Here is a 23,761-nt window from a genome sequence, read left to right on the forward strand (position 1 = left end):
CTCGCCCTCAGAGAGCGGTATTAAGGAACATTGCCGAAGGCCGGATACAGCAGTGAATTCCTAGCCGGCGAGTAGATGGCACCGTCCGAACGCGCCTCCAGAAGTTCTTTCTCTGCCCATCCTTGCCGCACAAGGTCGGCAATGACCTCGTCAGTGAGATCCACGCCTCCACGGCCGCCAAAAATGTCGTTCAGTGCAGCATCAAACGAGAGCGATTTTTCGATGGCCTTACGGAGCTCCGGCAAGGGGTAACCACCAATCATACGCACACCAATTTCATCATCGTCCATGCTGACGGAGAAGAAATTGCCATGAAGTCCGTAAGAGCCGCCCCATTGAATCAGGAGCTGCTGGCCGACATCAGAAATCCCGAAATCCCTTGGGTTTCCGTGCCAAGCGAGGCAAGTACAGATCCGTTCGTTCGGCTCCAACAGCCAAGCGTCACCATCAACTGTAGAGAATAGGATCAGAGGCCCATCAGCCAGAAGCTCCGGGCCTGTGACTATGGAAATAGAACGCCCAGCAAGTGCGGCATCTACTGCGCGCTGGCATTCGCCTACCAGGCTGGGTCGGGACGCCAGCCTTTCTGTTTCGCGGGCGCAAAGAGTGACATGATGCCAGTGGTCATAGCCCATCCCACGAGCAACCCGATCGAGTGCGTCGTTATGGGGAATCTTGTACTTACGTTTGGCTTTCTTTGCCGCTTGCTTGAGCTTTTCAACTGCAACGGCGGACGTCGGGATGTAACGCATCTCAGAAACTCCTTCTGTTCATGCGGAAAGCCGGTGCCCATTGCCGATTACCGCGAGAAAGGAATCTCATGGAACGGTGATAAGACGGTCATCCCTCCGGGTTCGCCAAGGATGGGCAGCGGGCGTCGACCAAGCCCTAGCGAGGATGATACTTACGGAATGGGGCCTATGCAACACAAGCAAGGGGTATGGCGCATGTCGGCTCGGGAAGACCACTCGATCTCCTTCCCCCTGTCACAACCAATCTCAGCGCGTGTCAGGGGCACGCATCGAGCCCGTTGGTACTTGTCCTACAGTTGGTGGGCACGCAGTCCGTCGAGGCGAATCCAATGCAAGATTTTCGCGGACGCGAAAATGTTGGTTGGGTAAGTCACGTGGGTATGCTGACCGAAAGGCCCTGAGCGCAGGGCCGACGTGGTCATAAGACTGCACGATACCCGTCTTATGGCAATCGAGTGCAAGGTGTGCGGGCAGGTGCGGTACCGCGGCGGAGCGCTTGAGTTAATACGCAGACGCGCGGCCGGTAAGGTCCAGCGTCTTGCGTGCCATGACGCTTCGTTTGTCACAAAAAATTCATCCGCTGCGTCACAAAAATTCCATATATGCCTAGGAGGATGGCCCTCACTTCCCTCTGAATGCTGGAGTGGGCATGACCGACACGAACATCACAACCGTGTCCGTGGGCGACGCCGATGATGCGATCTTGGTGGCGCAGTACGTTCGCATGTCCACAGAGCACCAGCGCTACTCTACCGAGAACCAGATGGTCGTCATCGCCGAATATGCAGCCAAACACGGCATGCGGATCGTGCGATCGTATCAGGACGAGGGAAAAAGCGGGCTCAACATTGAGGGCCGAGAAGGTCTTCGCTCTCTGCTGCATGATGTCCAGCAGGCAGCGATAAGTTTTTCTGCCGTGCTTGTTTACGACGTTAGCCGATGGGGGAGATTTCCTGATCCAGACGAGGCCGCCGTCTACGAGCAGACCTGCAAGCGGAACGGGATCCAAGTCATTTACTGCGCAGAGCAATTCGGGAATGACAACTCTCTGAGCTCCAACCTACTCAAGAGCTTGAAGCGAAGTATGGCTGCGGAGTACAGCCGCGAGTTGTCGGTAAAGGTGTTCGCTGGACAAAAAAACCTTGTACAACGTGGTTACCGACAAGGTGGCATACCAGGCTTCGGGCTAAGGCGCCAACTGATCGACGAAGACCACAACATCAAGGGCATTCTGGAGCGCGGCGAGAAGAAGAGCATTCAGACGGATCGAGTCATCTTAGTCCCCGGCCCATCCGAGGAGATCGAGACCATCCATCGAATCTATGCGCTCTTTCTCGAGCAGGGAATGCCAGAACGCGTAATCGCCTCGACACTAAACCGAGAGAGAAGCAGGACCGATCTTGATCGACCATGGACGCGGGGGTCGGTTCACCAGGTTCTGACCAACGAAAAGTACATCGGCAATAACGTCTACAACCGCACGTCGTTCAAACTGAAGATCAAACACCAACGAAATCCTCCGTCTGAGTGGATCCGCAAAAACGGTGCCTACGAGCCGATTGTTCCCTTGGACTGGTTCTCGCGCGTGCAGGCCATAGTCGCAGACCGGTCGCGTCATCTTGACGATGATCAAATGCTCGGGATGCTCAAACAGACCCTCGAAAAGTATGGCGCACTGTCTGGCCTGATCATCGATGAGCAAGATGGCATTCCTTCGAGCGCGGCGTACCGGAATCGGTTTGGAAGTCTCCTGCGCGCCTACAACCTGATCGGATTTTGCCCGAAACGCGATTATACGTACCTCGAAATCAACCGCGCTTTGCGGCGGCGCCATCCGGACATCATGGTGGAGATCGCTGCCGGCGTAGACGCTGCTGGTGGATGGTCAACAATCGACCCTACCACGGATCTATTGACTGTAAGCGGTGAATTCACAGCATCAGTGGTAATTGCGCGCTGCAAACCGACGTCGAGTGGCAACTATCGTTGGCGCATTCGGCTCGATACGAGCCTAACGCCGGATATCACGGTGGTAGTACGAATGGACGGCAACAATACCCGTCCCTTCGACTACTACTTGCTTCCCTCCATTGATTTTTCCGCCGAGTCAATGCCCCTTGCGGGAAGCAATGGTTTCTTCCTCGATGCCTACCAATTCGACACCCTTGATGTCTTCTACTTTCTCGCAGCACGCGTACCCGTACAGGAGGCCGCATGAATCCGTCAGGCAAGATAGTGATGATCTCGATTGAGGCGATCTCAGTTGTGAATCCGCGTGTGCGGAATAGCAAGACACATCAAGAAATCACGGACAACATCCAGCGGGTCGGTCTGAAGCGGCCGATCACAGTGAGGCGGCTTGATGGCAACGAAGACCGATATGCCCTGGTTTGCGGACAAGGCAGGCTAGAATCTTATAGGCTTCTCGGCCAACAAGAGATACCCGCGATCATTCTCGACGCTGATGAGGAGACCGGGCATGTGATGAGCATCGTTGAAAACGTGGCGCGCCGCAATCCGCGCGCCAGCGAGACCCTCTCACAAGTTGCAGCGCTGCGGCAACGCGGCTACAGCGACGCGGAGATCGGGAGGAAAATTGGGTGCACTGCGTCCTGGGTGGGAAATGTGGCCAACTTGCTTGAAAAGGGGGAGAAGCGCTTACTAGCCGCAGCGGAGGCGGGATACATTCCCCTCCATCTTGCCGTTAGCATCTCTCGCACCACTGATTCAGAGGCACAACAGCTATTGCTCGACGCTTACAACAGCGGCGAACTCAAAGGCAAGAAAGTTTCGATCATGCGTCGCATTTTAGAGCAGCGGGCGCGCAGCGGTAAGCACGGAAACAATGACATGTTCGGCCGGGCGAGCACGAAGAAGAAGCTCAGTCCGGAGGAGCTAACCAAGCTGTATCAGCGGGATGCCGAAAAGCATCGCCTCATTCAGAAGAAGGCGGAGTACACGCAAAACATGTTGCTGGTGACCTGCGAAATCTTCAAGGAACTATTCGCAACCAGCGAGTTTGTTGAGTTGCTGAAAGCCGAGAATCTGTGCAGTGTTCCGCAACCCTTGTCCGCTAGCGCACGGAACGGAGGACTACTGTAATGGACAAGGCACCAAAGCGCATTGAATGGGGTTTTGACGAAGAATGGATCGACATTCCGATGGAAGCCCTGCAACCATCGAAGCCCCTGCCTCCGACGATCAAACTCAGCGTCAAGTTTTTGCAGATTAGATCCTCGGTAGAGGCCATCGGACTGGTCGAACCATTGATTGTGATCCGACACCCTACGCTACCTGGCTGCTTCAGCATTTTGGATGGGCATCTTCGGTCAGAAGCGTTGAGAGATCTGGGCATTGAGCGAGCAAGATGCCTGATTGCCAAGGATGATGAAAGCTACACGTACAACAAGCACGTCAACCGCCTGGCTGCGATACAGGAGCACAAGATGATCGTGCGCGCCTACGAACGCGGCGTATCGGCAGAACGATTGAGCGCCGCCCTGGGGATTTCTGCAGGCGTGATCCGCGAGCGGTTCAAGATGCTCGACGGAATCTGTGACGAGGCCGTCAACTTGCTTGCAGAAAAGCCGGTCCCACGTGGTGTGTTTCCGATTCTTCGCCAAATGCAGCCCTTCCGCCAAATCGACGTCGCACACGCGATGATCAATCTCGGCAATTTCTCACTGAAGCTAGCGCTAGCCATGCTGGAAACGACGCCGCCGGATCAGCTGGCCGAAGGCTTCAAGAAGAAGGTCGAGCGAGGGGGATCGACTGAGGTAATCCAGCGTCTTGAGCGGGAGCTTGCGGCTCTTCAGGCAGACACGAGGCTCTTGGAAGACAGCTACGGCCCAGACAACCTGAAGCTTGTCGTCATCAAGACCTATATTGCAAAGCTGCTGGACAATGCCCCCGTAGTGCGGTGGTTGGCTCAATTCCATGCAGACTACCTGCAGCAATTGCAGCGCGTCGCCGAAATCAGGACCCTTTCGACAGATCCAGAGAGGTCGCCGACATAGCGTGGGCAGCTAGCTCGCCATGGCGGCATTCTGGCGTTGAGTGGAAAAAAATTGGCGGCCAAAAATATTGAGATGGAAGATTCCCCTGACTTGGAGAGCAGCATCCCCGTTGAGCGCATTGGCGCGAATGAGGGAAAGTGTAGGTAGTTGACCGCTTGCTGGTCATTCCAAGGGGGAACGGCTGATGCCTCGTGCATAGCTTGCATCCAAGACGACGCGATCTCGCGCACCCTGTCACGCCAATCTCAGCGCGTGTCAGGAGCACGCATCGAGCCCGCTGGTACTTTGTCCTATAGCCGGATGGGGGGAGCAGTCCGTCGAGGCAAATCCGAAGCAAGATTTTCGCGGACGCGAAATGTTGGTTGAGTGAGTCACGTGGGAAGGCAGTGCGATCCTGCTAATGGCTCCCGGCAATGCCTCATGATGCTTGCATCAGAAGTGCATTGCGCATGAATGGAAATGCCTTAGGACTGCCTCAAAAGTGAAGAGTTGATACCGGGAACTGAATTTTGATCTGAAGATGTCTCGAAGCAGACGTTCTTTGTACGATTTGTGTCCCGAATAGGTTCTGCGAGCGTTCTGCTTATGTTCTGTTTTTGTACGCGTTTCGTACTGTACGAACTTGGAGAAAGTCGGAGGGAGAATACTAGGGCAGGATAGGCATTTTGGTGCCAGATGTATTACATTCCGACGCCGTCACAGCGATTAGCTCATGCCGGGTGGCCAAAGTTTGGGCTGGTTGCGGCCCGCGCGGCTCTTGCGGCGTAGGCGTTCGACGACAAAGGTTAGTGCCGGTCTTGCCGCCATTCCGGGGGAGTTTCAGGTGACTGCTACAGGCTTGAACGGTGCCAACACGGCGATGTTGTGTTGGGTGTGCTTGGCTTGTACGCTTGGCCGTCGACAAAATGGAAGGATTCCATGCGAACTTACAGCGGGGAAGTTGAACCTCACCCCAACCAAGGCTGGTCCTGGCGAATTCTGGAGGAAGATACAAACGACGCCGATTGCCACAAAATCGAAGTCGCAAACAGCGGGACACTTGTTTATCCTACCGACGTCTCCGGGCAAGAGTCCGCTTATGCAGACATGGCTGAAGCACTAATAGTAGCCCCGCGCACAGACCCTTGGCCTTTCCCGCTGGCTCCATAGTGACGAGCGCTCGAATGGTCGCATCGGCGGCCGTTCGACTCGGCGAACGCTATGCGTGACGTGCATAGCGTTACGTCCCACCCCACGCGCCCTTTTTCGCTTACTCACGTAGAAGGAAGGCGGCGGATATCCGCGCAGGCGTTGGCATTGCCAAAAGGAAAGAAGAAGGCACGTGCCCAATTGCAGCTGTTTGGGTAGGCGGCGAGCGATGCTGCGTTTCGTCAGGTGACCAGAGCGGATTTAGCTGTAGATTTACCCAGTGGCCACGACGGACTGTCTGCCCAATCCAGGCACGCGATCGGAACGTTCAGCCAATTAGGACTAGCCTTCTGGGGTCGTCGTGGCTGTCAGATTTTCGCGCACGCGAAAATTTCGTGGCCTGCGGTCCACTAATAGCTCCAAGTAGTGCCTCTGAGATCAAGATGATTGCTGCGCGATAAACGAAGGACCCGTTCACAAGATGGGGCACCGCAGGGCTAGAGTTGCCTCCACGCTACAAGTGCGCCATGCGCCACGTATGATGCAGCTGGCGTCACTAGCCGCAACTTTGTAAGGCAGGGTCGCAGCCCCATCCGTTACCCCTCGACTGCTAAAATGCTTCGCCACTTTTCTTTGCTTCCAAACGGACGGAAAAGTTGCGTCTCGGCTACTCTCGAGGCCCCCACAGATGATCAAGCGAACTCATTGAAGAGAAGAATGACCCAGAAGACAACCGCCTTTGACGTGTTCGAGCGATGCGCCTTAGCAGTGCAGGCCGCGGAGTTGATCGAGTCGGTCTCTGCGAAGGACAAGGAGTTCCACTTTCAGAACTGGTTTCAGCAGCGCCTCCAGAGTCTGGACATGCATTTCGAGGGGTCAGGGCGGAATACCTACCCTGATTTCTGCTTGGTGGAACACACTGAGGGCTACGAGATCAAGGGCCTCGCATGGCCTGGCCGGGAGCGGGATTACGACTCAAACAGCCAAGTGCCGACTGGCTATCACAATGGCCGACAAATCTTCTACGTGTTCGGCCGCTATCCTGCTGACCTTTCTGGCTATGCCGACCAAGGCAACGGGCGTAGACAATACCCCGTCGTTGACCTCGTCGTATGCCATGGAGACTTCCTGAACGCTGACCACAACTATGTGCACAAAAACAAGAGCGTGAAGGGCTTTGGTACCTACGGCGACATTATGATCCGCGATCGCAAAATGTACGTCGCGCCAACGCCGTTTGCGCTGACCGAGGGTACCACGGGCCTAGCGACGCTGATTCTGCCGGAGAACTTCGGCAATGATGACCGCTACCAAGTCGTGGGTAGCCTTACGCGTGTCGAATCGGAGACACTGGTGGTCGGCTACAACTTCGACTTGCGCACAAACGAGCTGCGCGCCGAGCGCGTACCCAACCCGAGCGCGGGCACCCAACATCGCTTTGTGGCCTACCGCCTCAAGAGTCAGGCCAGCAAGGCTGTTTCAATGATTGGCGCGCCAGTGCTTCCCGACGAGAATAGCCAGCCGGAAGAAGAATGAACATCACCACCGCCAAGACTAGCCTCCTTGACGAAACTGCAGTGAAGGCGTCGAAACGGGCTCTTCTACAAGCTTTCTGGAGTGAAGCAGTAGCGCACAGCTCAAATCCGGGGAAGTGATGATAATTCCACAAGAAACAACGTGCTTTGATGCTTTCGAAGCGTGCGTGTCGGCCATACAGGTTACCGAGCTGATAGAGTCAGAAGGCGATAATGATAAGGAGTTTCATTTTCAAAATTGGGTGGAGGAACGCCTAAAAGCGCTTCCACTCAATTTTGACAAGCCGAAACGACATGCATATCCAGATTCCGAATTGCTCAGTTCGCGGAGAACTATGAAGCTAGGGGGTTAAAGACCCCCGGAAGAGATAAGACTTTCGATTCAAATAGTCACCCCCCCTCAGGATTACAAAACGGTAGAAACGTTTTTTATGTCTTCGGTCGATATCCAAAGAAAATTACGAGCTACCCGAAGATTGAAAGTGGGCGTCGTGCTGGCGGCCATTTATAGCTTTGATTTACTGACTAACGAGATTTTGACGGAACGAATCAAAAGCCCGAACGCCGGTGCAGAGCATAATTTTGTGGCATATCGTCTAAAGACACAGAGCAGCAAAACGGTTAAGATGATCAGCCAAGATCAGGTTTTTGCGGAAATGGAGCTGGAGCAGCGTAAGGCAGAGAAACAATGAGCCCAAGTCGCGATATTGCAAATAGTAATATGCCTGCGGGGTCAGCCCTTGAGACTAATTTCCCAATATTGGAAATTAGTGAATTGGCTGAGCAGGAAAGCTGGCGAAAGGAGATAAATCGCCCGATCTATCACATCCACAAGTGGTGGGCGACTCGACTCGGTTCAGTGTTTAGGGGGATCACCTTAGCGGCCCTAAGCCAGCCAGGCACGGACATTTGGGCTCAGTTCTACAAGACGCATGATTTGGCCGGAAAGGTGGTACTCGACCCCTTCATGGGTAGCGGCACCACGCTTGGCGAGGCCGTGAAGCTTGGCGCCAAGGCCGTAGGCTGCGATATCAACCCGGTCAGCACTTTCCTTGTCCGTCAAGCGTTCACACCGGCGCCGGAAGCCCAGCTTCGGGCGGCGTTCGAGCTCTTGGAGCGAGACGTGGCGCCCGAGATTCGCCGGTATTACCAGACCCGCGATCCGCTGACGGGAGAATTGATCCCCGTGCTCTACTACTTCTGGGTCAAGACCGTCACGACGCCTGATGGCGAAGTGATTCCCCTGCTATCGCGGTACGTGTTTTCTCAGGACGCCTATCCCAAGAAAAAGCCGCGAGCACAAATCGTGTGTCCGGGCTGCTGGGGTGTGCTTGAGGATCGGTACGACGCAACCGACCTCCGTTGCCCGCACTGCGGCCATCCCTTCAATCCACAGGAAGGCCCGGCCGCGGGGCAATATGTCACCACTAAGGGGGGGCAGCGCTACCGCATCAAGGACCTGCTACCCAAGGACGGCACCCCGCCCCCGCACCGGATGTACGCGATGATGGCCTTGCGTGCTGACGGCTCGAAGGCCTACCTAGCGGTGCGCGACGAGGACCTGGCCCTTTTCGAGGAAGCCCGGGAGCGGCTTGCCCGCGAAACTTTGCCGCTGCCAGAAGCCGGCGTGCGCCCAGGCCACAATACCGACCAGGCGCGCGGCTATAACTACACGCAATGGCGCGACTTTTTTAATGTGCGGCAACTGCTATGTCTCGGCCTGCTGTTGCGCGAAATCCTGCGCATCGATAACCAGGCAGTGCAGGAGCAGATGCTTTGCCTGTTTTCCAGCACCTTGGAGTTCAACAACCTTTTTTGCAGCTTCAAGGGAGAGGGCACCGGAGCCGTCCGGCATATGTTCTCGAACCACATCCTGAAACCAGAGCGCACCCCACTGGAAAATTCGGTGTGGGGGACAGACCGCAGCAGCGGGACATTCAGCAGTTTGTTCGAGTCGCGGTTGCTTCGCGCCAAGCGCTACCTCGATGAGCCTTTTGAGGTCGCCGTCAAGCGCGACGAGAACGGCAACCGTGTGGGCTCTTACAAGACGGTCGCCAGCGCCCCGATCCGTGCTCGCTGCGTTGAGGCTTGGGACGAGTTGGCAGTGGCCGAGCATGGCCTACTGATCCTCAACGGCGACAGCTCCAAGCTACCCATGCCCGCAGGGACGGTCGACGCGGTCGTGACCGATCCGCCCTACTTCGACTTCGTTCACTACTCAGAGCTAAGCGACTTCTTCTTCGCCTGGCTGTCGCCCGCGCTACGCAGCCGCTACCCGTGGATGGCCCGCGAGGACTCGTCCGACCAGGGCGAGGTACAACACAAAGATCCGCGCGTATTCTCCCGGCAGCTCGCATCGGTATTCACTGAGGCTTGCCGCGTCCTCAAGAACGACGGGGTACTGGCATTCAGCTTCCATCATTCACGCCCAGAAGGATGGGCTGCTATTTACGAAGCAATTGCGCAGGCAGGTTTGGCAGTGGTTGCTGCACACCCTGTCCATGCTGAACTCCGCGCAGCGAGTCCGAAAACAGCCGCAAAAGACCCAATCAGCCTGGATGCGATCCTAGTCTGCAAAAAACGAAGCGCTTCAACGTGGCAGAAGGAGGATCTTGAATCGCTTGTGACAAGAGCTGAAGTCATGGCTAAGCCTTTGGCGGCGGCCGGACTTCAAATCTCCGTCTCCGACCGGTTCGTGATTGCAGCATCCCAACTATTGATTGCGGTGGGGGCTGAAGCATTGAGCTATGAGGCCATTAAGGAGCGGCTGACGGCGATCCGTGCCGAGCTTGTGACTCGCGCTTCAGCGGAACCTCGCACAAAGGCGGCTTCCGCCGACGCGATATCCACCAATATTTCTACCGCACAGGAGGCCAGATATGCCGCTGCTTGAGGGCGAAGAACTGTCATTCCCTGAGGACGTTCCGTCGTCAACCGCTAAGATCGCGGATGACGTGATCAATCAGAAATATGTACGCGGTGAGATTCGGATCGTTACGGAACAAGCCCGCTATCCTCTGAGTACGATTGCTGGCATCGTTGAAAGCTCGGCTTATCGGCTTTCGCCCGAGTATCAGCGTCGGCATCGCTGGACGCGCAATCAACAATCTCGATTGATCGAATCGCTCATCATGAACGTGCCGATCCCGCCGGTCTTTCTGTACGAGTATGACTATTCCAAGTACGAAGTTATGGACGGATTGCAGCGTCTCACTGCAATTCATGCCTTCTACCGGAATGAGTTCCCGCTGATCGATCTGACGCAGTGGCCTGAGCTCAACGGACGTACATACTCGGCTCTCCCTGAGAAGGTGAGAGAAGGTATCGATCGGCGCTATCTTTCGTCAGTGATTCTGCTTAAGGAGACCGCCAATAACGAGGATGACGCTCTTCGGCTCAAGCAGATGGTCTTCGAGCGGATCAACAGTGGCGGAGCAAAACTCACGCCACAAGAAACACGAAACGCAATTTATGACGGCCCGCTGAACCGCCTATGCATACGGCTTTCCAAAAACCAGTCACTCTGTCGTCTATGGGGATTACCTCTCCCAGATGCCCAAGAGCTTGATGGCGGAAGCCCGCCCGAAGAAAGGTTGGAGAACGAAGACTTCCGTCGCATGGAGGATGTTGAGCTCGTCCTTCGCTTTTTTGCATTTCGGCAGAAACGTACATTGCACAAAAGTACTGTTCCGCTATCGACCTATCTTGACTCGTACCTCCGCCACGGCAATGGTTTTGGCCAAGATACCCTGCAAGGGCTGGAGCGCACCTTCATCGATACCATACAGTTGATCGAAGAAGTCTTTGGAGAGCGCGCATTTTGGCTCTATCGGCAAAGGCGAGATAATTGGTCCTGGCTTGAACGGCCCACCACAACTGTCTACGATTCGTTGATGGCCGTTGTCAGCAAACACCTGGACAAGACCCAATTGATACGAGATAAGGCTCAAATTCTTCAGGATCAAATTGAGTCCTTCTACAGGGACAATTACGATACTTTCGAAGGTCGCAATGTCAACCCGAGTGCGCTGGTCGCCCGCGAGAGTGCCTTGGAGAAATTTCTTGTCGACAACATTACCGCATGAAAGCAGCTCTGGCGGATTTCGAAGCGGGAGTCAGTCAACTTCTCGTATTCTTAGATCGGACAGAACGCGAACAGGGGCTGATTGGCCTGCTCAATGAGCGCAAGCGCGATCTGTCTGCCAATGAGGCCCAGCTCCTTAATCAGCTGGTGTCAACGGCCACGAACACGAAGCAATATATTTACACCGTTGCAATTGTATCAATATACGGTCTATTGGAGCGCCTGGCCGACAGTCTGGTGAGTAGTTTCGTTGTTCATTTGGGTGAACTTAGCGACCAGTTCAAGCGCTTGCCTGAAGCGATTCAGAAAAACCATTTACCATACTCTCTTGCGTTGGCCGAGGCGCTGATCAGAGATAAGTTTCGTACTGAAACCACGCACGAGAAGGTCATCGCCAATCTGCATTCGTGTTTTTCTGACGCGAAGGACTACCAACTCAACGGCTCCGCATTTTCCCTCCATCGGGGGAACCTCACACTCAATCGCATCACAGATATGCTGGCCAGTGTGGGCGTGCAACATCACCTAAGGCGGGTAGCACGAACACCGACGTTTTCTGTTTGCCTCGCTCAGCTAGAACAAGCGCGCGACATAAATGCCCTCTCGGATGAGGAATTTCGAGTATTTTTTGAACCAATCGATGACCTGGTTGAGCGACGGAACTTCGTATCGCACGGTGTCGTCTTGGTTGACGACATTGAGTCGATTGGCCTTCTCAAAGAGCGTTGCGCGTTTGTGAGCGCTTATGGAAAAGGACTTTTCGAGCTGTTGCAACATGAAGCCTTAAAGTTCAGCGCCGAAGTCGGGATAGCTGTATCGCTCGGCAAGCCCATACAGGTCTTCAACAACAAGATTGTGTGTTTCGAGATCGAGGGTCACCGTATCGCAATTGGTGATCAACTATTCGTGCTGACCTCCGATGCCATGGAGCCCGTTAGGGCTAGTGCTGTTGAGAGTCTTCAGATCGACAGAGTCAACCATCAAGAGATCGTAGCCACCGAAGCTGTCAAGATTGGCGCTCAAGTCGGTTTCCATGCAAATGATGGGCACGACTACTACTTGCTGCCTACCAACTGACGATGACCGCGTGAGCGTTGCCTTTGCGGCTCGAGCAATTTGGCGAGCAACGTGATCAGGCAAGGCGTTTCGCCAAGTCCTCCGCACGGGGATGGTAGTACCGCATGAGCATGCGAGGGTCTTTGTGTCCCGTGATCTTCGTGAGCTCGTGCAAGGGAAAGATCGAAGCCAGCCGGGAAGTGGCCTCGTGCCGTAGGTCGTGAAAGCGTAGGTCGGTCAAAAACCTGTCGTCGGGACGCTGGTTACCGGCCTTGCTCTCTTCGACGTACAGCTTTCGTGCCCTCATCACGGCTCGCTCGAACGCCCTTGTGACAGCATCGCCCCGGATTTTGAACACGAGGCCATTCCAGATCTCCGCGCTGGCTTCATCCGCGGCATTCTTCAGTTTTTGAAACACCGCAATTGCACGCGAGGAAAGGGGTACATCGCGCGAGCTGCCATTTTTGGTAGCCGGAAGGTGCGCGACACGGCGTTTGAGATCCACATTCTCCCATCGAAGTGCCACGATTTCCCCCCGGCGCATTGCGGTCTCAAGGGCAAGCGAGATAATGAGCGGTAACAACGTCGAGCCACTAGCTGCAATGACCCGCTCGAGTTCGCCCTTCTGTGGGGCCCATGGGACGTCGTCCCCGCATAGTGTATCGGCGCCGTAATCGTGGGCGGTGACGCGTCGCGTTCGCGCATTGTTCGGCTGTGGCTTTCGCACGAGCTCGACGGGATTCGAGAGGCTTTCCATGCCCCATTCCTTCCGGGCAATGTTAAATACATGCGACATTACAGCCAAGCGGCGGAGGACAGTTGCCGGCTTGCGTGTTTTCAACCAATCGTCTCGCAGCTGTGCCACATCCGCACTGCGGACTGCGGCCATAGCACGCTTTGACAAGTCGGTCCCTTTCCACACCCGAAGGACGGACGCCTCCGGCGAGGCACCTTTCTTGCCCGGAAGGATCTCCCGCTCATATCGACTTAAGACCTCAGCCAGCGTTGTATTTTCTGCCTCGGTTCGACTTACGAACATGCCTCGGTCTATCTCAGACTCGATTTGGCGTGCCCAGGCCTCGGCATCGGTCCGGGTATTAAAAGTCCTGACCTGCGGCGGAAATCCTTTGCGGGAGATCCGAGCCTGCCACTGCAGTTCACCGCGCTTGCGGAACGATGCCATTCATTGCCTTTCAATTGACTGGCCCTGAACGCCAGTTGGACAAAATTTGGACAATAAATCGAATTTCGAAAAGAAAAAGGGCCTAGCACAAGCTAAGCCCTTGATTTGATTGGTGGACCGAAGGAGGATCGAACTCCCGACCTCTGCATTGCGAACGCAGCGCTCTCCCAGCTGAGCTATCGGCCCGTGGCGGTTGATTGTAGCGTAATACGGCAGCGCCCTTCAATCCTCTGCGCGGCGCGTGACGGGGCCGCACAACATCAGGCGGCCATGCCCGGATTGCCGTCCATGCCGCGCACGCGCGGCAGGTTCAGCGGGCGGGCGCTGACTTCCCTGGTGCTGCGCAGCCACTGCGCCATCACGTCCCAGATCGGCGCGCCGCCGGCCTGGCGCGCCTCTTCGGCCACCGGGGCCCAGCCCGCCACCTTGTAGGTCTTGCCGGCTTCCAGCGGCTTGCCGGCCAGGCGCATGTCGCTGATGCGCTTGCCCATGCCGGCGGTCGGATCGATGGTGTATTGCAGCCCGCCCACGCGCACCATGTCGCCGCCCTGCTGGTAGTACGGGTCGGGATTGAACAGGTTGTCGGCCACGTCTTCCAGGATGGTCTTGATGGTCTCGCCGCTCATCTGCGTCACCGTGGTGTACGGGTAGGTGATGGCGGTCTGGTCCATCAGGTGTTCCATGGTGATGGCCTCGCCCGGCAGCAGCGTGGTGCCCCAGCGGAAGCCCGGCGAGAACGCGATCTGCGCGCCCTGGGCCTGCATCAGGCCGTCCAGGATCAGCTGGTCGAAGGTGCCGTTGAAATTGCCGCGGCGGTACAGCAGGCCGCGGTTGACGGCCAGCACTTCGCCCAGTTTTTGCTCATAGGGCGCGCGTACCTTCCTGATCAGCGCGTCCATGGCGGGGTCGGCCGGCAGGTAGTTGGCGAACACCGGCAGCAGCCGGTAGCGAAAGTCCGCGACCTTGCCGCCCTTCACGTCAAAGTCCAGCACGCCGAGGAACTTGCCGTTGGAGCCGGCATTGGTCACCAGCGTGGTGCCGCCGGCATTCTTCACCGGCACCGGCGCGGGCATGCCGTCATGGGTATGGCCGCCCAGGATGGCGTCGAGCCCGCGCACGCGCGAGGCCAGCTTCAGGTCCACGTCCATGCCGTTGTGGGACAGCAGCACCACCGCCTGCGCGCCCTTGCCGCGCGCTGCGTCGATGACCTGCTGCAGGTTCTCTTCCTGGATGCCGAAGGTCCAGTCCGGCACGAAGTAGCGCGGGTTGGCGATGGGCGTGTACGGGAACGCCTGGCCGATGATGGCCACCGGCACGCCGTTGATCTCGCGGATCACGTACGGATCGAACACCGGATCGCCGAAATCGTTGGTCTTGATGTTCTGCGCCAGGAAGGCGACCTTGCCCTTGAAGTCCTTGTCGACGATCTCCTTGACGCGGTCCGCGCCCAGGGTCATCTCCCAGTGCGGCGTCATCACGTCCACGCCCAGCGCCAGCGCGGCATCGACCATGTCCTGGCCCTTGGTCCACAGCGCGGTGGCCGAGCCTTGCCAGGTATCGCCGCCATCGAGCAGCAGGGCGCCCGGCCGGCCCGCCTTCAGCCGTTTCACCAGCGTGGCCAGGTGCGCAAACCCGCCGACCTTGCCATAGCGGCGCGCGGCCTCGTTGAAATCCAGGTAGGTGAACGCATGCGCCTGCGGCGTGCCGGGGCGGATGCCGTACTGGCGCAGCAGCGCGTCGCCGACCAGGTGCGGCGGCTTGCCGGCATAGTCGCCGATACCGAGGTTGACGTTGGGCTCGCGGAAATACACTGGCCGCAGCTGCGCATGGCAGTCGGTGAAATGCAGCAGGTGGACGTTGCCGAAGCGCGGCAGGTCGTACATGGCCTCGGCGGCCTGCGCGGCGTGCGCGTCTTGATGGGGGAACGTCATGCCGCCGGCGCCGGCAATGGCCAGCACCTGCAGGAACTCGCGTCGGTTCATGTCTCTTCCTGGAATTGACGGTGGCGGTCGGCCCTAGCGAGGGCGTCCGCCATCGCAAAACTATGGCCGCGCGTACCGCTCCAGCGCCGCCACGTCGTCTTCAAGCATTTCGCCCACTTCCTTCTGCACCACGCGGCCGCGCGCGTCGATCACGTACAGCTCCGGCAGTCCCTTGCGCTTGCCGAACACGGCCTGCAGCGCGGGCGAATCCGTCGTCGCCGGGAAGGTATAGCCGCGCTTCTTCATGTAGTCGGCAGCCTCGCGCGGATCCTTGTCGATGCTGATGGTCAGCACCTGCAGCGGCGTGCCGCGCGTGCGTTCATAAAGCTTCTGCAGGCGCGGGTTCTGCATCGCGCAGAACGGGCACCACGAGGCCCAGTATTCGACCACCAGCGGCTTGCCGGCCAGCGCGCCAGCGCTGAGGGTGCGCCCGTCGAGCGTGCGCACGTCGGACAGGCGCACGGTGTCGCCGACCTCCAGCGCTGCCGCGCCGGCTGCGGCGCCGGCCAGGCTGAAGGCCAGCAGCCAGCGCAGCAGCACGGCAGGCGCGCGCATCGGCCTTACTGGTTGACCGGCGAGGCCGGGTCGAGCAGCAGCGCCATCACGTCGCGGATCTGGGCCTCGGTCAGGATGCCCTTGTGGCCGAAGCGCGGCATGTTGGAGCAGGCGGCGTAGGCGCTGGAGTCCCAGATCTTGCCCCAGGTGTACTTGATGACTTCCTGCGAGTTGCCGCGCAGCTTGCCGTACTGGTACAGCGACGGGCCGATATTGCCGAACGAGATCTCGGCCTTGGTCATCTGGTGGCAGGCGTAGCAATTGCCGCCGTTGGTGCCGCCGACCTGGTCGGTGAACTGCATGCCGCGGCCGTTCTGGGCGACCTTTTCGCCTTCCTTCCAGTCGCCCAGCCATTTGTCTTCGGCGGGGTATTTCACCTGCTTGAGCTCGGCGGCTTCGATCTTCTTGGCAAGCTTTGCCGGCACCTTGGTGCGGTCCGGGTACTGGCTGCAGGCCTGCTGCATGCCGTCCTGGTTGAGCACGCCCTCGACCGTGACCGGCCCGCGTGACGAGAACGAGTCCTCGATCAGGTGCTTCATGTCGGCACCGCTGACGGCGGCGGGCTTGCCCTTGGGCGCGCGGGCCCTGGTGCTGTCCTGCGCGTGAGCGCCGCTTGCCAGCAGGGTGGCTAGGGCCGCGATGGCCAGTGCCTGGTGTTGTCGTTGCATGTTGTCTCTCCCGTACTGGTCAGCGCTTCATCGCCGGGCCGTCGTAGGTCCCGCCGTTGGCGTTCTTCGCCAGGAACATGGTCAGCGCGGTGATCACGTCCGAGCCATAGGCGGGTTCGGGAAAGCGCTGCTGGCGCAGGCAGTCGTACAGGCGGTGCTGCATGGTGCGGACCTCGCCCTGCGAGACGCGGTAGGCGGGCCAGGTGGTGTAGGCCGCCTGCGCGCCCTTGTCGGTCAGCAGGTTGGGCAGGTCCTGCAGCCGGATGCGCTGGCCGTCCACCGCATGGCAGGTGGCGCAGGCAAAGTCATAGGCGCCGCCGCGGTAGAAGAACATCTTCTCGCCCAGCGCATAGGTGCGCTTTTCTTCGGGATGGCCGAGCTGCACGTTCATCTTCACGCCGCGCGACTCGCCGGTCAGGTAGGCCACCAGGCGCTCGATCTCGGACGGCTTGCCCGACGACGAGAACGGGTTCTTCGTTGCCTCCTCCCTGGTCAGCCCCTGCAGCGTCATGCGGCAGTAGGCGAGCCGCTGCTCCAGGTCCATCACCTTGCTGGCGTCCTTGAAGTAGCGCGGCAGCTCGGCGTAGGCGCCCTTGGTCACGCCCGGGCCCTTGCCCAGGTCGCATTGTTCCAGCGAGGCGTTCTTCGGGCCGGCCGGCTTCTTCCACAGTTCTTCGCCGGCGGCTTCCCACAACTCGGCGGGATTGCCTTCGGCCAGCATCTGGCGGTACTTGGCGATTTCGTCGGCGGTGCTGCCCTGCGCATGCACGGCGGCAGCAGAGGCCACCGCAGCGGTGGCCGCCGCGGCCAGCGCGGCGCGCCGGGCCAGGCTTCGGATGGTGTTCATGGGGCTTCTCCTCGCGGCCTCGCACCGTGGCGGGCCGTTCTCTCTCTCTTGTTGCCGGAAGCTACGCCGCCCGGCTCAGGGCTTGATATAGGCGTAGCCTTCTTCGGCCTGCAGGCGCGCAATCTCGACCACGCCGGCCGGTACCACCTTGGCTTCCATCAACAGGCTCGATTCCGCAATCTTGCGTGCGGTCAGCGTGTTGCGGCACACGCGGAACTCCACCCCGGCCGAGGCCAGCGCGCCCACCGGGCCGTCAAAGGTGTTGCCGCGCGCATCCTTGGCGCCTTCGACCAGGAAATCGATGCCGTAGCCGAACGCCACTACCACGATCTTCGTTCCCGGCGCGCCGTTCAGGTGGTTGCGCAGGTTGCCCATCGCGCGCACCGCCTGGTCGATGCCTTCCGACAGCTGGTACACCACCTTGATGCGCCCGCCCTTGCCCGCAGCCGGCGCGGCCTGGGCCGCGGCTTTTGCCGACAGGCCGATGGCGGCCAGCGCCGCCGATGCTCGAATAAATGCTCGCCGCATGTTGTTCCTTCCCGCCGGGCCAGTCCCGGCATCCGTCCCGAACCTTAGCAGAGGACGGCGTGGCCTGCCGGCCGCGGGAACGGCTGTCAGGCGATGGTCGCTTCGTCGGTGCGCTTGTCGCTCTTGTTGTCGATCCAGGTCACTGCGACCTTGTCGCCCTTGGCGCCGCCCTTGAACTTGAAGTTCAGGAACGGGTCCTTCGACACCGCCGGGCCGAACTGGGCGCGGAACACTTCCTTGCCCTTGCACTGGGCGGTCACGGTCTGGATATGCCAGGCCGGCACGACCTTGCCGGACGCATCCTTGCGCTGGCCGGTTTCCATGTCGTGCTTCATCAGAATCTTGACGTCAACCACGCCGCCGTTTTCGGTGGCGCGTACGCGCATCGGGTCTGCCATGTGTTTCTCCTGTTGCAGTTTGGGAATCTCGATCCGGGGCGCGGCGTCAGCCGCCGCAGCCGCCCAGCGTGACCTTGATTTCCTTCGATGCCACGTACCACTTGCCGCCGGCCTTGACCGCGGCATGCACGACCGAGGTCTGGCCCATCTTCACGCGCGTGGAGACGAACGGCTCGGTGCCGGCCGGGATGATGAAGTCGGCGGCCAGCGTGTTGGGGTTCTTTTCCACCAGGATCGCGATCTGCTCGGTATCCGGGATGGTGCTGGTCACGGCCACCGGCACCACGGCGCCGTTCTCGGCGATATCGGGGGCGGTGAAGGTGATGGCGGTGCTTTTCTCGGTGCCGCTGCCGCCGAGCGCCTTGATCACGTCGGCAACGCTCTTGCCGTCAAAGGCGTTCTTGTTCCACTCGGCCGCCTGCGCCTCGCTGATCAGGCCGGTGGCGGCCATCAGCGACAGGACAGCGGTAACCCGCAGCACTTCTCGTCGTTTGGAATTCATGTTTCTGCTCTCCGGCTACTCCGTTCCAGTCGGTAAATGACCGCTTCGGGGATTCTTCTTCATGCGGCCGGTACATGGCCGGCCGCTGGTCTGTCCTGGCCGCGCGGCATTCACCGCCCGGCCTGGTGCATCGGCGGACTGCCCGCCTGGTCGGTAAGGCTTACTTGGCGGGGGCGCCAGCCAGCACCCACTCGACCACGGTCTTCAGGTCGGCGTCGCTGAGCGACGCGTTGGCGGGCATCGGCACCGGGCCCCAGACGCCCGAGCCACCGCTCTTGACCTTCTTGGTCAGCGTCGCCAGGGCGTTCTTGTCGCCCTTGTACTTGGCGGCCACTTCCTTGTAGGAAGGACCGACCAGCTTCTTGTCGACCTGGTGGCAACCCATGCAGGCGTTCTTGTTGGCGATCTCCTGTGCCTTGGCGGCATCGACCGCGTGGGCCGATGCGACGGCGCCGAGCATCAGCGCTGCGATGACAAACTGCTTCATTGTTAAGCTCTCCAAGCTCTATAAAGCCGTGGGGACGGCAAAGGCCGCTGGGCCGTACTGCAATGGCTTCGCGGCACACACTGGCCGCCGCCCGGGGGCACTGCGGTGGCCAGTCCGCTATTTTGCCTCAAGAATCCAGCCCACCATGGCCTGCACGTCCGAATCCGGGATCTGCGGCTGCGCCGGCATCGGCACGCTGCCCCATGCGCCCTGCCCGCCCGCCTTGACCTTGCGCGCCAGCGCGCCATGCGCGTCCTGGCCCTTGTACTTGCCGGCGATGTCGGCAAAGGACGGCCCAACCAGCTTGCGGTCCATCGCATGGCAGGCCATGCACTGGTACTGGCTGGTGAGCCGCGCGCCCGGCGCGGCCGGCTCCGAAGGAGCTGATGCAGCACTTTTCGATACGATATTGCCCGCGGCCACGCCGCGCACCGGGCCGAAGCTCCGCTGCTGCTGCGCCAGTTCGCCATGGGCATCGCGGGCATAGTCCGGTATCGACGAGGTAATCGCCACCGTGCCGGCGCAATCCTTCATGCAGGCCGTATTGCGCGTGTCCGGGCGGCCGCGCCCCGGCCACAGGCCGTGGCCGGTGGTCATGCCGTCGCGGTTGGGCATGCGCCGCTGGACCTCGGCGATATTGGCGTCGGACAGCGTGAAGTCGGCCGGGACGATCTCGCCCAGGTGCAGCATATAGGCGGTGACCGCGTAGACGTCGCCCACGCTCAGGCTCTTGGGGGCGTTCCACGGCATGGCGCGGTGGATGTAGTCCCACAGCGTGCTGACGGTGCTGACCTTCATCAGCGTGGTGCGGTACGGCTGGTTGCCGGTCATGCCGGCCACGCGGCCGCGCCTGATGTCTTCGGCGGTGGTGCCGCCGACCAGCGGCGTGAACACCTCGTTGGATTCGCCGAAATCGCCGTGGCACGACGCGCACTTGCCGTCCCAGACCTTCTGCCCCTGCGCCACCGTGCCGCTGCCCCTGGGCAGGCCCTGGAAGTCCGGGCGCACGTCGATGTCCCACGCGGCGACTTCGGCGGGCGTGGCGGTGCGGCCAAGCGCCGCACGCGCGTCGGCCGTGCCCGCCCACGCCGGGGCGGCGCTGACGGCTGCCAGCACCAGGGCGGCGGTCCTGAGTTCAGCCCACATGGACATTGGACACCTCGCCGCCTGCCGCCACCTGCCAGCTCTGGATGGCGTTGTTGTGGTAGATCGAGCGCGTGCCGCGCACCGCGCGCAGCTGCCCCAGCTTCGGCTGCACATAGCCGGTGTCGTCGATGGCGCGGCTTTGCAGGATGGCGGGGCCGCCGTCCCAGACCCAGTCCAGGTTGAAGCGCGTCAGGCACTTGGACAGCACCGGCGCCTCCAGCCGCGCGCTGCGCCAGTTGCGCCCGCCGTCGGTCGAGACATCGACACGCCTGATGCGCCCGCGCCCCGACCACGCCAGCCCGCTGATGTTGTAGAAGCCCTTGCCCACCAGTTGCTGTCCGCCCGAAGGCGTGGTGATGACCGACTTGCACTCCTGGATCGAGGTGTACTGGCGCAGCTTGCCGTCCGGCATCATGTCCACGTAGTGAATGGTCTCGTCCTTGGCATTCCAGGGCTGGTCGCCCAGTTCCAACCGGCGCAGCCACTTGACCCACGACACCCCCTGCACGCCTGGCACCACCAGCCGCAGCGGATAGCCGTTCTCGGGGCGCAGCATCTCGCCGTTCATGCCCCAGGCGACGATGATCTCGTCGGCCAGCTCCATCGGGATGGTGCGCGTCATCGACGAGCCATCGCCGCCTTCGGCCAGCAGGTAGCGGCCGCGGCGCAGGTCGGCGCCGGCATCGTCCAGCAGCACCCGCAGCGGCACGCCGGTGAACTCGCAGCACGACAGCATGCCATGGGTGTACTGCACCGTGGGCACGGCCACGTTGCCCCATTCCATGCCGGTGTTGGCGCCGCATTCGATGAAATGCATGCGCGACACCGCCGGCAGGCGCATCAGGTCGTCCATGGTGTAGACGCGCGGCGTGCGCACCAGGCCGTTGAGCATCAGGCGGTGGCGGGCCGGGTCGAGATCGTGCCAGCCCTGGTGGTGGCGCTCGAAATGCAGGCCGTTGGGGGTGATGATGCCGAAGAAGCCCTGCAGCGGCGCGAAGGCCACCGAAGCAGCGGAGACGCGCGTCAGGCCCGGCGATTCGCGCCGCACCAGGTTTTTCTCATGCACGGAGGGCTGCCCGTACGGGCGTGCCGCCACCGGCTGGCCGAGCGAGGTGGCCCAGGGCTGCGGCTGCAGGATGGCGGGATCGCCGTCGGCTGCCAGTGCCTGACGGCCTGCCGTGGCGGCGGCAATCCCCGCGGCCGCGCCCAGGAAGCTCTTGCGCAGGAAGTCGCGCCGCGGCGCGTCCAGGCCGTGCCGGCCGATGTCCTGCTGCAGCGATGCGCTGACGAAGTGCTCGGGCGCGGGCACGATGCGCCCGGGCCGGTTCCGTTCCTGCAAATCGGTCTCCTCCGGCGCGCTCGCCACGGTCCCATGGACCGGTCGGCGTGCCTGTTATCGGGCCGCTGCAGCGGGTGCGGCAGCGATCCGTTTACCGGAAGAGCTGAGCTAGCCTGCGGTGCGCCGCCTGCGCGCCGGGGCTTCGGGTGCCGGCTGTGCCATGAAGCGGTCGACCACGCCGGAGGGCAAGGCGCTGTCCTCCAGCCGGCTCGCCACCTGCACGCAGACCGTGCGGCACAGCTCGATCACGCTTTCGTCCGCAATGGCGTAGAACACCAGGTTCGCCTCCTTGCGGCGCGACAGCACGCCCGAGCGGTACATCGCGTTGAGATGCCGCGACACATTGGTCTGCGACGAACCCACCGTCTCGACCACCGTGCTGACCGGCTTCTCGCCATCGCACAAGGCGTGCAGGATCTTCAGCCGCGTCGGCTCCGCCAACAGGCTGAAGTAGCCCGATACCTTTTCGAATACGCGATCCAGCTCTTCCATGGCATCCAATATATTCGTATATGCGTGAATGCGCATATAGTGTTTACCCACTGATGCAGCACAGCATAAGCGCGGCGGGAGAATCAGCGGCGCGCCAGCGCCCTGCCCGCCCACAGGCGCTGGCCGAACACATTGAGCAGCAGCCCGGCCATCACCACTGCCGCGCCCGCCCACTGCGCGCCGGAAAGGTCCTCGCCCAGCAGCACATGCGCCGACACCAGCCCCACCACCGGCACCAGCAGCGTCAGCGGCGCCACCTGGCTGGCCGGGTAGCGCGTCAGCAGCCGGCCCCACATGGTGTAGCCGAACACCGTCGCCGCAAAGGCCAGGTAAGCCACGGCGAACACGGCCATGCCCGACACATGGGTGACGCTCTGCACGATGCGCGCCGGGCCCTCGACCCACAGCGACAGCAGCGCGAACGGCACGATCGGGATCAGCGCGCCCCAGATCACCAGCCCCAGCAGGTCGACCGGGCCGATCTTCTTGCTGACGATATTGCCGCTGGCCCAGCAGAACGCCGCGCACAGCGTCAGCACGAAGCCCGCCACGCTCATGCCGCCGGCGCTGCCGGCACCGGCCCCGATCAGGGCCAGCCCGCCCGCCGCCACCGCCATGCCCGCGATGTTGTGCCAGCGCACCGGCTCGCCCAGCCACAGCGCAGCAATGGCCAGCGTGAAGAAGGCCTGCGACTGCAGCACCAGCGAGGCCAGGCCGGCCGGCATGCCGACCGCCATGGCGTAGAACAGGAAAGCGAACTGGCCCAGGCTGATGGTGACGCCGTAGGCCAGCAGCAGCCGCCACGGCACGCGCGGGCGCGGCACGAAGAAGATCGCCGGGAACGCCACCAGCAGGAAGCGCAGCGCACCCAGCAGCATCGGCGGCATGTCCGCCAGGCCAACCTTGATGACGACGAAGTTGACGCCCCAGACGCAGACGATGGCGAGGGCGAGTAGACGGTCTCTGGCTTGCATGAGGAGGCTGGGGGCGCGGCCCGGCGCAGTGCCGGACAAAACCCGTAGGGTAGCAGCCCCCGGCCTTCGGGGCATGGCCCGCCCTGCAC

At 60.5% G+C, this 23,761-nt stretch carries 22 protein-coding genes and 1 tRNA gene; 8 read left to right on the forward strand and 15 right to left on the reverse strand.

The genetic code is table 11. The features are described 5' to 3' along the window. Window positions 1-20: 20 nt before the first annotated feature. Window positions 21-752: a hypothetical protein gene (locus tag AC3WVS_RS19800; protein WP_492320010.1), complete on the reverse strand. Its 732-nt coding sequence runs from the start codon at window positions 750-752 to the stop codon at window positions 21-23. Window positions 753-1,401: 649 nt separating this feature from the next. On the opposite strand from AC3WVS_RS19800, the gene AC3WVS_RS19805 reads away from it, so the two are divergent. From AC3WVS_RS19805 to AC3WVS_RS19840, 8 genes are all read left to right on the forward strand, one after another. After that, window positions 1,402-2,970, forward strand: a complete 1,569-nt coding sequence (locus tag AC3WVS_RS19805; protein WP_492320011.1) for a recombinase family protein — start codon at window positions 1,402-1,404, stop codon at window positions 2,968-2,970. Beyond that, a complete protein-coding gene (locus AC3WVS_RS19810; protein ID WP_492320012.1) occupies window positions 2,967-3,854 on the forward strand; it encodes a plasmid partitioning protein RepB C-terminal domain-containing protein in 888 nt (295 codons plus the stop codon). The genes AC3WVS_RS19805 and AC3WVS_RS19810 overlap by 4 nt, the downstream gene beginning before the upstream one ends. Next, a complete protein-coding gene (locus tag AC3WVS_RS19815; protein ID WP_492320013.1) occupies window positions 3,854-4,768 on the forward strand; it encodes a plasmid partitioning protein RepB C-terminal domain-containing protein in 915 nt (304 codons plus the stop codon). Before AC3WVS_RS19810 ends, AC3WVS_RS19815 begins: the two co-directional genes overlap by 1 nt. A gap of 1,845 nt (window positions 4,769-6,613) precedes the next feature. Continuing rightward, window positions 6,614-7,432, forward strand: a complete 819-nt coding sequence (locus AC3WVS_RS19820) for a hypothetical protein (protein WP_492320014.1) — start codon at window positions 6,614-6,616, stop codon at window positions 7,430-7,432. A 430-nt stretch (window positions 7,433-7,862) separates the two neighbouring features. Next, window positions 7,863-8,123, forward strand: coding sequence for a hypothetical protein (locus AC3WVS_RS19825; RefSeq protein WP_492320015.1), 261 nt, complete (start codon window positions 7,863-7,865; stop codon window positions 8,121-8,123). Beyond that, complete coding sequence (locus AC3WVS_RS19830; RefSeq protein WP_492320016.1) at window positions 8,120-10,324, forward strand: DNA methyltransferase; 2,205 nt, start codon at window positions 8,120-8,122, stop codon at window positions 10,322-10,324. Before AC3WVS_RS19825 ends, AC3WVS_RS19830 begins: the two co-directional genes overlap by 4 nt. Beyond that, window positions 10,311-11,516: a GmrSD restriction endonuclease domain-containing protein gene (locus AC3WVS_RS19835; protein ID WP_492320017.1), complete on the forward strand. Its 1,206-nt coding sequence runs from the start codon at window positions 10,311-10,313 to the stop codon at window positions 11,514-11,516. Before AC3WVS_RS19830 ends, AC3WVS_RS19835 begins: the two co-directional genes overlap by 14 nt. Next, window positions 11,513-12,592, forward strand: coding sequence for a HEPN domain-containing protein (locus AC3WVS_RS19840; protein WP_492320018.1), 1,080 nt, complete (start codon window positions 11,513-11,515; stop codon window positions 12,590-12,592). Before AC3WVS_RS19835 ends, AC3WVS_RS19840 begins: the two co-directional genes overlap by 4 nt. 55 nt (window positions 12,593-12,647) lie before the next feature. Here AC3WVS_RS19840 and AC3WVS_RS19845 read toward each other — a convergent pair whose 3' ends face one another. The 14 genes from AC3WVS_RS19845 to AC3WVS_RS19910 form a co-directional block, all read right to left on the reverse strand. Then, window positions 12,648-13,754: an integrase gene (locus AC3WVS_RS19845; RefSeq protein ID WP_492320019.1), complete on the reverse strand. Its 1,107-nt coding sequence runs from the start codon at window positions 13,752-13,754 to the stop codon at window positions 12,648-12,650. 110 nt (window positions 13,755-13,864) lie between these two features. Beyond that, window positions 13,865-13,940, reverse strand: a tRNA-Ala gene (locus tag AC3WVS_RS19850). Window positions 13,941-14,014: 74 nt separating this feature from the next. Beyond that, the gene (gene soxB, locus AC3WVS_RS19855) at window positions 14,015-15,736 is read right to left on the reverse strand and encodes a thiosulfohydrolase SoxB (RefSeq protein ID WP_492320020.1); all 1,722 of its coding nucleotides are present in this window, start codon (window positions 15,734-15,736) and stop codon (window positions 14,015-14,017) included. A gap of 60 nt (window positions 15,737-15,796) precedes the next feature. Beyond that, on the reverse strand, window positions 15,797-16,291 hold the full coding sequence (locus AC3WVS_RS19860) for a TlpA family protein disulfide reductase (protein WP_492320021.1): 495 nt from the start codon (window positions 16,289-16,291) through the stop codon (window positions 15,797-15,799). Window positions 16,292-16,296: 5 nt separating this feature from the next. After that, window positions 16,297-16,959, reverse strand: coding sequence for a sulfur oxidation c-type cytochrome SoxX (soxX, locus tag AC3WVS_RS19865; RefSeq protein ID WP_492320022.1), 663 nt, complete (start codon window positions 16,957-16,959; stop codon window positions 16,297-16,299). Between the two features lie 19 nt (window positions 16,960-16,978). After that, window positions 16,979-17,806 (reverse strand): sulfur oxidation c-type cytochrome SoxA, encoded by an 828-nt coding sequence (soxA, locus tag AC3WVS_RS19870; protein WP_492320023.1) that lies wholly within the window; start codon window positions 17,804-17,806, stop codon window positions 16,979-16,981. Window positions 17,807-17,881: 75 nt separating this feature from the next. After that, window positions 17,882-18,334 (reverse strand): DsrE family protein, encoded by a 453-nt coding sequence (locus AC3WVS_RS19875; RefSeq protein WP_010812116.1) that lies wholly within the window; start codon window positions 18,332-18,334, stop codon window positions 17,882-17,884. Window positions 18,335-18,420: 86 nt separating this feature from the next. Then, on the reverse strand, window positions 18,421-18,732 hold the full coding sequence (gene soxZ, locus AC3WVS_RS19880) for a thiosulfate oxidation carrier complex protein SoxZ (RefSeq protein ID WP_492320024.1): 312 nt from the start codon (window positions 18,730-18,732) through the stop codon (window positions 18,421-18,423). Window positions 18,733-18,778: 46 nt separating this feature from the next. Continuing rightward, window positions 18,779-19,234 carry a thiosulfate oxidation carrier protein SoxY gene (gene soxY, locus AC3WVS_RS19885; protein WP_010812118.1) on the reverse strand — a complete coding sequence of 152 codons (456 nt, stop codon included), beginning with the start codon at window positions 19,232-19,234 and terminating at the stop codon, window positions 18,779-18,781. Between the two features lie 160 nt (window positions 19,235-19,394). After that, a complete protein-coding gene (locus AC3WVS_RS19890; RefSeq protein WP_492320025.1) occupies window positions 19,395-19,721 on the reverse strand; it encodes a c-type cytochrome in 327 nt (108 codons plus the stop codon). 117 nt (window positions 19,722-19,838) lie between these two features. Continuing rightward, a complete protein-coding gene (locus tag AC3WVS_RS19895; RefSeq protein WP_492320026.1) occupies window positions 19,839-20,873 on the reverse strand; it encodes a c-type cytochrome in 1,035 nt (344 codons plus the stop codon). Continuing rightward, window positions 20,857-22,206: a sulfite dehydrogenase gene (gene soxC, locus AC3WVS_RS19900; protein ID WP_492320027.1), complete on the reverse strand. Its 1,350-nt coding sequence runs from the start codon at window positions 22,204-22,206 to the stop codon at window positions 20,857-20,859. Before soxC ends, AC3WVS_RS19895 begins: the two co-directional genes overlap by 17 nt. A gap of 108 nt (window positions 22,207-22,314) precedes the next feature. Continuing rightward, on the reverse strand, window positions 22,315-22,734 hold the full coding sequence (locus AC3WVS_RS19905; protein WP_011616199.1) for an ArsR/SmtB family transcription factor: 420 nt from the start codon (window positions 22,732-22,734) through the stop codon (window positions 22,315-22,317). 47 nt (window positions 22,735-22,781) lie between these two features. Further along, window positions 22,782-23,672, reverse strand: a complete 891-nt coding sequence (locus AC3WVS_RS19910; RefSeq protein ID WP_010812123.1) for an O-acetylserine/cysteine exporter — start codon at window positions 23,670-23,672, stop codon at window positions 22,782-22,784. Window positions 23,673-23,761 lie beyond the last annotated feature (89 nt).

Source organism: Cupriavidus sp. CPT47-8839-RL05A, assembly GCF_058792255.1.